The organism is Salirhabdus sp. Marseille-P4669 (assembly GCF_900240405.1).
Lineage (GTDB): Bacteria > Bacillota > Bacilli > Bacillales > Alkalibacillaceae > OEQK01.
This window is the reverse complement of the sequence record NZ_OEQK01000006.1, coordinates 257,361-267,524: the sequence shown is the minus strand read 5'-3', so window position 1 is coordinate 267,524 and position 10,164 is coordinate 257,361. Positions and strand designations below refer to the sequence as shown.

Annotated in this window: 8 protein-coding genes and 1 pseudogene; all 9 read left to right on the top strand. The window is 30.5% G+C overall.

Features of this window, described 5'->3' with window-relative positions; all coding sequences use genetic code 11:
- Positions 1-317 precede the first annotated feature (317 nt).
- Entirely contained in the window at positions 318-1,139 is an 822-nt protein-coding gene (hag, locus tag C1A05_RS13235) for a flagellin Hag (RefSeq protein WP_102028709.1), read from the top strand.
- Positions 1,140-1,232: 93 nt separating this feature from the next.
- Positions 1,233-3,170, top strand: a complete 1,938-nt coding sequence (locus C1A05_RS13230; protein WP_102028708.1) for a tetratricopeptide repeat-containing glycosyltransferase family 2 protein — start codon at positions 1,233-1,235, stop codon at positions 3,168-3,170.
- A 24-nt stretch (positions 3,171-3,194) separates the two neighbouring features.
- Positions 3,195-4,253, top strand: a complete 1,059-nt coding sequence (locus C1A05_RS13225) for a glycosyltransferase family 2 protein (protein ID WP_102028707.1) — start codon at positions 3,195-3,197, stop codon at positions 4,251-4,253.
- 167 nt (positions 4,254-4,420) lie between these two features.
- Positions 4,421-4,810, top strand: a pseudogene (locus C1A05_RS18555) (adenylyltransferase/cytidyltransferase family protein); the annotation flags it as partial.
- Positions 4,784-5,773 carry a Gfo/Idh/MocA family protein gene (locus C1A05_RS13220; RefSeq protein WP_373419480.1) on the top strand — a complete coding sequence of 330 codons (990 nt, stop codon included), beginning with the start codon at positions 4,784-4,786 and terminating at the stop codon, positions 5,771-5,773. The pseudogene C1A05_RS18555 and the gene C1A05_RS13220, both read left to right, overlap by 27 nt.
- 66 nt (positions 5,774-5,839) lie before the next feature.
- The gene (locus tag C1A05_RS13215; protein WP_102028705.1) at positions 5,840-7,324 is read left to right on the top strand and encodes a hypothetical protein; all 1,485 of its coding nucleotides are present in this window, start codon (positions 5,840-5,842) and stop codon (positions 7,322-7,324) included.
- 55 nt (positions 7,325-7,379) lie between these two features.
- On the top strand, positions 7,380-8,372 hold the full coding sequence (locus tag C1A05_RS13210) for a glycosyltransferase family 2 protein (protein ID WP_102028704.1): 993 nt from the start codon (positions 7,380-7,382) through the stop codon (positions 8,370-8,372).
- Positions 8,373-8,427: 55 nt separating this feature from the next.
- A complete protein-coding gene (locus C1A05_RS13205) occupies positions 8,428-9,618 on the top strand; it encodes an ATP-grasp domain-containing protein (RefSeq protein WP_102028703.1) in 1,191 nt (396 codons plus the stop codon).
- Positions 9,619-9,671: 53 nt separating this feature from the next.
- On the top strand, positions 9,672-10,154 hold the full coding sequence (locus tag C1A05_RS13200; protein ID WP_102028702.1) for a GNAT family N-acetyltransferase: 483 nt from the start codon (positions 9,672-9,674) through the stop codon (positions 10,152-10,154).
- Positions 10,155-10,164 lie beyond the last annotated feature (10 nt).

Here is a 10,164-nt window from a genome sequence, read left to right as displayed (position 1 = left end):
AACCAAACGAAGGTTATTAAAAGAAATGCATTTGGGTTTAAACGGTTTGATCGATTCAGATTAAAGGTGTTATTACACCATCAATATAAAAATATAGATGTTCGGGTCGCATAAATTAGGAGTGAGCCAAATGCTCACCCCAACATTTGACTTAGAACCAAAAAAATATAAAAAAATTAAAAGAAAGACTAAATAATATAAAAAGGTGTCCGATATATATAATGTAAGAACAAATAGAGCTAAAGGCGGCCGACTTTAGTCTAAAAACAAGCCACAAGGATGTGGCAATTAAACATATTTCAAGGAGGAAATTATCAATGAGAATTAATCACAATATTGCTGCTCTTAACACTTATCGTCAATTAGATGCAGCTAACAATGCACAATCTAAATCAATGGAAAAACTATCTTCAGGTCTTCGTATTAACCGTGCTGGAGATGACGCAGCTGGTCTTGCAATCTCTGAAAAAATGCGTGGTCAAATCCGCGGTCTAGAAATGGCTGGGAAAAACGCTCAAGATGGTATCTCTTTAATCCAAACTGCTGAAGGTGCTCTTAACGAGACTCACGCTATCCTACAACGTATGCGTGAACTAGCAGTACAAGGTGGTAACGATACTAACGTTACTGCTGACCGTGATGCTATCCAAGATGAGTTAAACCAATTAATGGAAGAGATTGATCGTATTGCAGAAACTACTGAGTTCAACACTCAAAACCTATTAGGTGGAAGCTTCTCTGGTACACTTCAAATCGGAGCTAATGATGGTCAAATACTAAATATCGGTATTTCTGCAATGGATACTCAGGGATTAGGTATAAGCGGTGGTTCAGTAACAATTTCTGTAGGCTCTAACTCAGCTGCAAGTGCAACAATTAGTGCTCTTGATGCTGCTATTGCTACTGTTTCAACTCAACGATCTGCTCTTGGTGCTATTCAAAACCGTTTAGAGCATACTATTAATAACTTAGGTACTTCTGAAGAAAACCTAACAGCTGCTGAGTCTCGTATCCGTGACGTAGATATGGCAAGTGAAATTATGAACCAAACTAAGAGCTCTATTCTTGCTCAAGCTGCTCAAGCAATGTTAGCTCAAGCTAACCAACAACCACAAGGCGTACTACAATTACTTCGTTAATTTTTTTAAAGTAGTAGATTTAAGAAAATATCGTGCTATTTTTATGATAGCACGATATTTTTATTAAGTTTATTACTTCAAGGAGGAAACTTTATGAATCCATTTATATCTCTGTGTATGATTGTTAAAAATGAAGAAAATGTTATAGATAGATGTTTAAAATCCGTATCTCATTTAGTTGACGAGATTATAGTAGTTGATACAGGATCTACAGATAATACAAAGGAAATTGTAAGTAAATATACAAACAATCTCTATGATTATACCTGGAAAGATGATTTTTCGGATGCTCGAAATTATGCTGCTTCTAAGGCAAAAGCTGATTGGATACTTGTTTTAGATGCTGATGAGTATGTAGAAGAAGAAAATTTCCGGTCTTTTATCGAACAATTAAAAGCCGATGGAAATCAATATGACACTTATTATGCAAAAATAATTAATTTCACTGGCAGTATTGGTGAAAGCCTGGTTCAAAACTATCATGATAGAATTTATAGAAATAATGGTGAAATTATTTATTACAGAAGTATTCATGAACAATTTAAGAATATTAACGACACTCCTATTAGAAATAAAAAGTCTAATTTGATTGTTTTTCATTCCGGTTATTTAAATAAGACGATGGATGAAAAAAACAAAATAGAAAGAAACCACGAATTAATTGATAAAGAAATGGAGAAAGGTTCTAATCAAGGATTTGACTTTTTTAATTTTGGTAATGAATATTACTCTTTAGGTGAAATTGAAAAAGCACTAGATGCTTATCTTGAAGCTTATAAGCGTAAAATTGGTTTAGAGTATTCGTGGGTTCCAACTACACTTGTTCAAATAATACTCTGTTTAGTACATTTAAAAAGATACAATGATGCATTAAACGTTATTCGTGATGCAGAACAAATTTATGAAACTGCTCCCGAATTCCCATATTTAAAGGGAGAGGTATATTTCTTAAGAGGACAATTTGAAGATGCAAAACAAGTATTTAATCATATTGTTTCTAGTAAAGAACGGTATACGAATGTAGTATTGAGACCAGATTTGAAGGACCTCTTACCTCATAGTAGGCTTGGCGAGATTAGTCTTTATAAGGAAGACTTTAATAATGCAATTTATCATTATACCAGCGTATTAAATATCAATAAGTACGAAGAATCAAGTATTAAAAAGGTAATATATATTCTAAACAAATTCCACTCTCCTGGAGAGATTTCGACTTTTTTAATAGAAAATAATTTACTTAATAATAAAAATATTAAAAGCTACGTAATAGCTAGTTTTGAAGCCGGAAATGCAAAACTAGCGATCCGTTTATTAAACGGTTATGAAAAAGAACATCAAATTTTATATAAGGTTTCATTATTAAAAAACATCACCATACACAGAAATGGAAATATTGAAGAGATTAGAGAATTACTTAACCCTAATGTGCTCAGTAATTTACTTGAATCAAAATTCGTTAACTTTATTGATCTTCTTATTTTGAGAGAATATATAGAAATTGATAAGAGTTTAGAGTTGGTTTTAAAAGAATTTGAAAAAAATAATATTTATCAAAATCTAATTAATTTAACTGATGGAAAAGCAAGTGTTGAAAATTTAGATGAAAACCTAATATTATATTCGTTACAAATTTTATTAACTTATAAAAATTATGCTCTATGTGATGTCTTTTTAGATGAAATAGAAAAAGTGGATAAGAGTATCCTCGTTAAAGTTTCTCGACTTCTGTATGAAAGTGGATTTAAAGCAGAGGCTCTTCAACTTTATGAGTTATGTGATTGGAACAGTTATGTCCAGCGAGATTTTATAAATATTATTAATGGTTTAATAAAGACAAACAACCTAACAAGTGCTGTAGAGTTTTCAAAAGCTGCTATGTTTACATTTGAAGATGATTTTAGATTTTATGAGTATATTTTGAAATATACTCGTGATGTCAATATTTTTAACAGTACTATCAACGAAGCTTATAAAATATTTCAAGATAGTTTTTATTTAGAAACTCTTAACATAAGGGGAACTGGTTTATAGGTCTGACGTAAGGAGTATAACATTTTGAGAATATCTTTAGCTATGATTGTTAAAAATGAAGAGAAAGTAATTGAAAGATGTCTAGGTAGCATTAAAAATTTAGTTGATGAAATAGTTATTGTTGATACAGGATCTACAGATGGGACATTGGAAATCTTGAAAAAAATTGAGGATATACATGTCTTTTCTTTTGGATGGTGTGAAGATTTCTCAATGGCAAGAAACTATTCCATTGAGAAAACAACTGGAGACTATGTATTGGTATTAGATGCTGATGAATATTTGGCATACGGTAAAAGAGAAGTTTTAGAAAATATAATGAATAAACAACAAATCGGCAGAATCCTAATAGAAAGTAAATATTTAAAAGAAGATAATATACTAAGTTCAAAGTCATATGTCTCACGGTTTTTCCCAAGAAATGTTAGGTATAGTGGTGCAATACATGAACAACTAGTTAGTAACTTACCAAGAGTTAAAGCAAATTTTAAATTAAAACATGATGGATATTTGAATGCCGATAAAAGTAAAAGGAATATTCCATTGCTTATTGCTGAAGTTAAAAAAAAACCGAGAGATGCGTACTATTTATTTCAATTAGGAAAAGAATTAAGGATTAGTGAAAGATACAAAGAGGCCTATCATTTTTTAGTGAGGTCTTATGCAGAGGCTGAATATCAATTTTCTTATTATGGGGAGTTAGTAATAGAACTGATTTATAGTGGTAAAGAATGTGAGGCTTCGGAAATATTAGATATTATTGAAAAAAATGATGAAATATTGAAAAATACAGTGGATTATCATTTTGCCAAAGGTTTATTCTTTCTAGATTATTGCTTGAAAAATCCTCATTATATAGAGAAGTATCTAGGGAAAATAGAAGCTAGCTTTTTATCCTGTTTAGAACTAAATAATAGAAATAATATTCAATATGTGCAAGGTACAAGTAGTTTTTTGGCTGCATATAATTTAGGTGTTTTCTATGAGGTAACTGGTAATATACAAAAAGCAAAGAAGTATTATGAATTGTCGTCTAAAGAAGGCTATAACTTAGCCGCAAAAAGATTAAACTTAATTAATTAGGACTAGATATTTGACTGTTTTTGTTAATACTATATTTTTTAATTTAAAATCCACTCTCATGATTTGAAATAAGGGAGTGGATTAACACTGTACGTTAAGAAATATCTTTATTTTTCTTATTAAAAAATGAAAGTAAAGTATTGTGTATTAATAAAGGGGTGCTTATAGTGAAAAAGGTAATTACTTATGGTTCTTTTGATTTGTTTCATGAGGGGCATTATAGACTGTTAAAACGTGCTAAAGAGCTCGGTGATTATCTTATAGTTGGGGTAACAACAGAGCAGTTTGATGAATATAGAGGGAAAATGAACGTTATTGATTCATTAATGGAAAGAATTGATAATATTAAAAAGACTGGGTTAGCAGACGAGATTATTATTGAAGATCATGAGGGTCAAAAGCTAGAAGATATCCAGAAATATGGTATAGATATTTTTACAGTAGGTTCTGATTGGAAAGGGAAATTTGAATTTTTAAAAGACTATTGTGAGGTAATCTATTTAGAACGGACCAAAGGCATTTCAAGCACCATGATGCGCCAGAAAAACCATAAAATAGTAAGGTTAGGTATTATAGGAAGTGGCAGAATAGCCTATCGTTTTGCGCAAGAGGTAAAGTATGTAAGTGGAGTAAACTTAGAAGGCGTATTTAATCCAAATATTCATAGTGCTAAACAACTGGCAGATCAATATGAATTAAAGTTTTATACGAAAGATTTAGAAGAATTTTTTAATAAGATTGACGCAGTATATATTGCATCACCTCATAAAACACATTATGAATATATTAAAGAAGCTTTAGAGAACAGAAAACATGTATTGTGTGAAAAACCTATGGTACTCAATGTGAGCCAGGCAAGGGAAATGTTTAATTTAGCTCAAAATAATAAACTAGTATTATTAGAAGCAATTAAAACTGCCTATACACCCGGATTTAATAAATTATTATCGATAGCAAAAAGTGGAAAAATAGGCAGGATTAAGGACATAGAAGCGACTTTTACAAAACTAGTTTCAGGAGATGTTCGCGAGTTAAATCCAAATGAAATGGGAGGAAGCGTTACCGAGTTAGCTAGTTATCCGCTGCTTGCAATTGTTAAACTTTTAGGCACCAACTATAATAATGTTCAATTTGAAACCTTTATAGATGAATGTGGAATTGATTTATATACAAAGTTAAATATTCAATATAATAACGCTACAGCTACAGCCAAAGTTGGTCTTGGTGTTAAATCTGAAGGGCAACTTTTGATTTCTGGAACTCAGGGATATATTTATGTAGAAGCACCGTGGTGGAAGACTCAACATTTTGAAGTGCGTCATGAGAACTTAGAGCATAATGAAAAATTCTTTATTAAGTATGCTGGTGAAGGACTTAGATATGAAATAAGTGATTTTATGTCCTTGATAAATGGGAATGATACCAAAGGATATAAGCTTTTGCCTAAAGATTCAATTTTTATTTCCGAAATAATTGAGAGATTTTTGAAGAGAGAAAATACAATTGTTTTTCCTTATTAGTTTAAAATTTAATTACTGTTATTCTAGTGAGATTTAAGGCTGTAGAGTAAAAAGGAGATTTTAGTCATGTTTTTAAAAAAGAAGAAAAGAATTTCTGAACTTTTAGATACTATTTCAGAAATGCTTGAGGTATTGCTTGATTTAAAGAGTCCATATAAATATATATCAGATTGTTTAATAGCAGTAGATTCAATAAATTTTCAAATGAAAAAAGAGAATGAAATACCTGAGAAAACAATAGCAAAGCTTGAGCAAATGCAGAAATCTTTAAACCTTATTATGACGGATTTAAATATTAATGAAGGATTGCTTAGTGATCTTAAAATACTAGTCCTAGAAGTTAAAGATTTAATTGATTCAGAAGTAAAAACGGAGTTAAATATTGTCTTTTTTCCATATAAAATATCGATGTGGGATAGCTTAGAAACTATTTATAAAGCTGCTATAAAGGATCAAAAATGTACTGTTCATGTGGTTCCTATACCATATTATCAGCTAACAAAAGGTAAAGCGATACCGGCTTATGAGGGAAATCGATTCCCATCTAATGTGCCAATTACACACTATAATGATTATGATTTAGAAGAACAAGAACCAGATATAATTTATGTGCACAATATCTATGATAACAATAATACCCTTACTCGTGTTTTTGAACAATATTATACGGCTAATTTAAAGAAATATACAGATATGTTAGTATTTGTGCCCTATCATAGTCCACATTTTATGTTTATGGACTCTGATCGAGTCTCATTGGGATATAGTACACCAGGTTTTAAAAATATCGATAAAATGATAATAGCAAATGACATGGTGAAGAATGCAGCAATAGAGGATGGTGTCTCAGAAGAGAAACTACTTGTACTTGGCTCACCAAAGCTAGATTCCATGGTTGAACAAATAAGTAGTGAAACAGTTATACCAAAAGAATGGGAAGATAGAATAGATGGGAAAACTGTATATTTAATTAATACTGGTTGTCTTTTCTTTGCAAATGATCCATTTGCAGCACTGGAAAAACTAATAGATATATTTAATATCCCGAGATATGTGGAGAGTAGTATGATTATTTGGCGACCTCATCCTCTTACTTATGTATCCATTCTGCAATACACTCCTTATTTCTCAAAATACTTTTTAAATTTAAACAAAAATATTAAGGGAAATAGTTCTGTGTACAAAAATATATTGATTGACGAATCAGATAATTATTTACCCGCACTTAAAGTAGCTGATATATTAGTTAGTACAAATGGTTCACTTTTACGTTCGTATATATTAACTGAAAAAAAAGTAATTTATTGGGCAGAGAAACTCTGGACAAGCAGTAATCTGCCGAATTCTACTATTCCTTCTGATGTATTTTATTATGCGTACGACAGTTCAGAACCCCTTCATGAACTTGTGAAAAAGTTTTCTGAAGGTTATGATCCCTTGTATAAAAATCGAAAAGGCATGGCAGCAAAAGCATACGTAAATACAGATGGAACAGCAGGTTTAAATATTCACAGTACAATCAGTAACATAGTATTATCAGAACAAAAATAAACACTTAATAATATTAAGTAATATAGAAACTTGCATCTGGAGGGGCAAAACTAATATGGATAAAATAATGGTAAGTATTGTCTGCATCACTTATAACCATGAGCAGTTTATTGCAGATGCAATTGATGGATTCTTAATGCAAAAAACTAATTTTGACTTTGAAATTTTAATTCATGATGACGCATCTACAGATAAGACTGCTGATATAATAAAAAAATATGAATTAAAATTTCCGAATATAATTAAACCTATTTATCAAAAAGAAAATCAATATTCAAAAGGAATTAAAGTTGTTGATTTAAATTGGAAAAGAGCAAAGGGGAAATATATTGCATTGTGTGAAGGGGATGACTATTGGTCTGACCCTTTTAAACTTCAAAAACAAGTTGATTATATGGAGAATAATTCAGATTGTACCCTATGTACTCATGCTGTTGAAAAAGTTACTATTAATAAGGTAAGAATAGGCTATGAACGCCCTTATGATAGAGATATTAAGGCTCCTACAACTGATTTGATTTTAGGAGGGGGCTATTTTGTTGGAACTACCTCTTTATTATTTCCAAGGAATTTAATAGAAAGCACTCCAGATTTTTATTTAAATGCATCAGTTGGAGATTACCCACTACAAATTTATTTGGCAAGTAAAGGATATGCCTATTATATGAATGAGGTTATGGGTGCATACAGAATTGGTGTAGAAGGCAGTTGGTCACAGAGACAAATAAATGGTAATGATAAAAGAGAAAAACAAATATATCATACTGAACAGGTTATAAATATGCTTGAAGGATTTAATAAATATACAAATTATAAATATAATGATGCGATAATTAAGAAGAAAAATTATTATTACTTCAAGATAGCATTATTGAAAAAAGACTGGAAAATGGTAAGGATTAGTAAATACTATCAATCTGCTGGATTTAAAGATAAAGTGACAATGTTTATTAAAATGTACTTTCCGTCTTATAAGCAACAATTATTTCGTAACCTAATAAATAAAAATTTAAAAGAGTTTAGAAGTGAGAATAGAAATTTATCCTAGTTTAAAAATATTTATAATCATTTGTCAACATGTAATATTAAATGGAGGAACGAAAGTGAAAAAAAAAATATTAATGTTAGGTGGGGGATACTCTCAAATTCCGGCAATAAAATATGCTAGGGATGCAGGATATTATGTAATAACTTGTGATTATCTTCCAGAAAACCCGGGTCACCAGTTTGCAGACGAATATCACAATATTAGTACAACTGATAAAGAAAAGGTTTTTGATCTAGCTTTAAAATTGAAAATTGATGGAATTGTTGCTTATGCATCAGATCCATCAGCTTTGACAGCTTCTTATGTAAGTCAAAATATGGGGCTACCTGGCGCATCATATAATTCAGTAAAAACGCTCGCGGAAAAAGATCTATTTAGGAAATTTTTAGTTGATCATGATTTTAATAGTCCATCTTTTATTAGTTATTCTGAAAAAATGAATAACCTCGAAGTTGCTAAGAATTTAAAATTTCCACTTTTTATAAAACCAGTTGATTCCTCAGGTAGTAAGGGGATATCAAAAGTTAAAAATGAAAATGAACTTAGGGAGGGCCTTAAAACTGCTCTTTCATTTTCGAAAAGAAAGAGAGTAATAATAGAAGAATATGTTCCGACCCCATATAATCAATTGCATGGAGATGGATTTGTAAGGAATGGGGAGTTAGTATTTTTGGGATTATGTGATCAGCATTTTTCTAATACAGTTCCTATTTCTTCAACATTTCCATCTAGTCTTCCAACAAATTTAATAGAGAAGGTAAAATCTGAAGTTAATCGTTTAATACAAAGAGTAGACTATAAAGAGGGAGCAATTAATGTAGAGGTTAGAATTACAAAGGACAATAAAATATACATAATGGAGGTAGGACCAAGAAGTGGAGGGAATTACATACCTCAGTTAATGGAAAAAGCAACAGGCTTTAATGAAGTTAAAGCAATTATAGAGACTTCAATGGGGAATGTTATTGATATACAAGATATTAGAGATGTTAAGGAACGTTCGTACTCCATGCAGTATATAATTGGGTCACAAAAATCAGGTGAATTTATTGGAGTTGAGTTTAGTGACTTTTTTAAACAGGCTTTGCAACATTTCTATCTACATAAAAAAAGGGGTCAGGAAATTGGTCAATATATAAATAGTTCAAATGTGATAGGAGTAGCAATTGCTAAATTTCATAGCGCGGAAGAGATGAAAAAAATAATAGATGATATTGAAACTTATATAGACGTTATAGTTAAATAAAAAGACTAAACTAACTGCTATGCATCTCATATTTATAGATCGGAGCAATAAATGTGACTAATTTAAAAGTTAATAATCCTGAAAATTTAGAATTCGTTAAAATAACACATAAGGATAAAGTTTTATCTGCATTAGTTGAGATAAAGAAAGCAAATAATACACATTTGTTATCCAAGGTTTCCAATATAGAAAAGTATGCGATGAAATTGTCTAAAAATGCTGATGTAATTGCTCTACAAAAAATAGATGAGGGTTCAGTTGTTGGATTAATTGCTTTTTATGCAAACGATTTTACTACAAAGGAATCATTTATTACTCACATTGCTCTACACCCTGAATATCAGAATATGCATTTAGGAAAAAAGTTATTAGAACTATGCTTAGATATATCTATTGTTAGAGGGATGCAAAAAGTGAAACTTGAAGTTAAGAATTTTAACATACATGCTATTCGATTTTACTATAAAAATGGATTCGAAAAAATTAGTGGAGAATCAGCAGAATCAATTTATATGGAAAAAAAACTGAGAATTTAATGCTTATAAA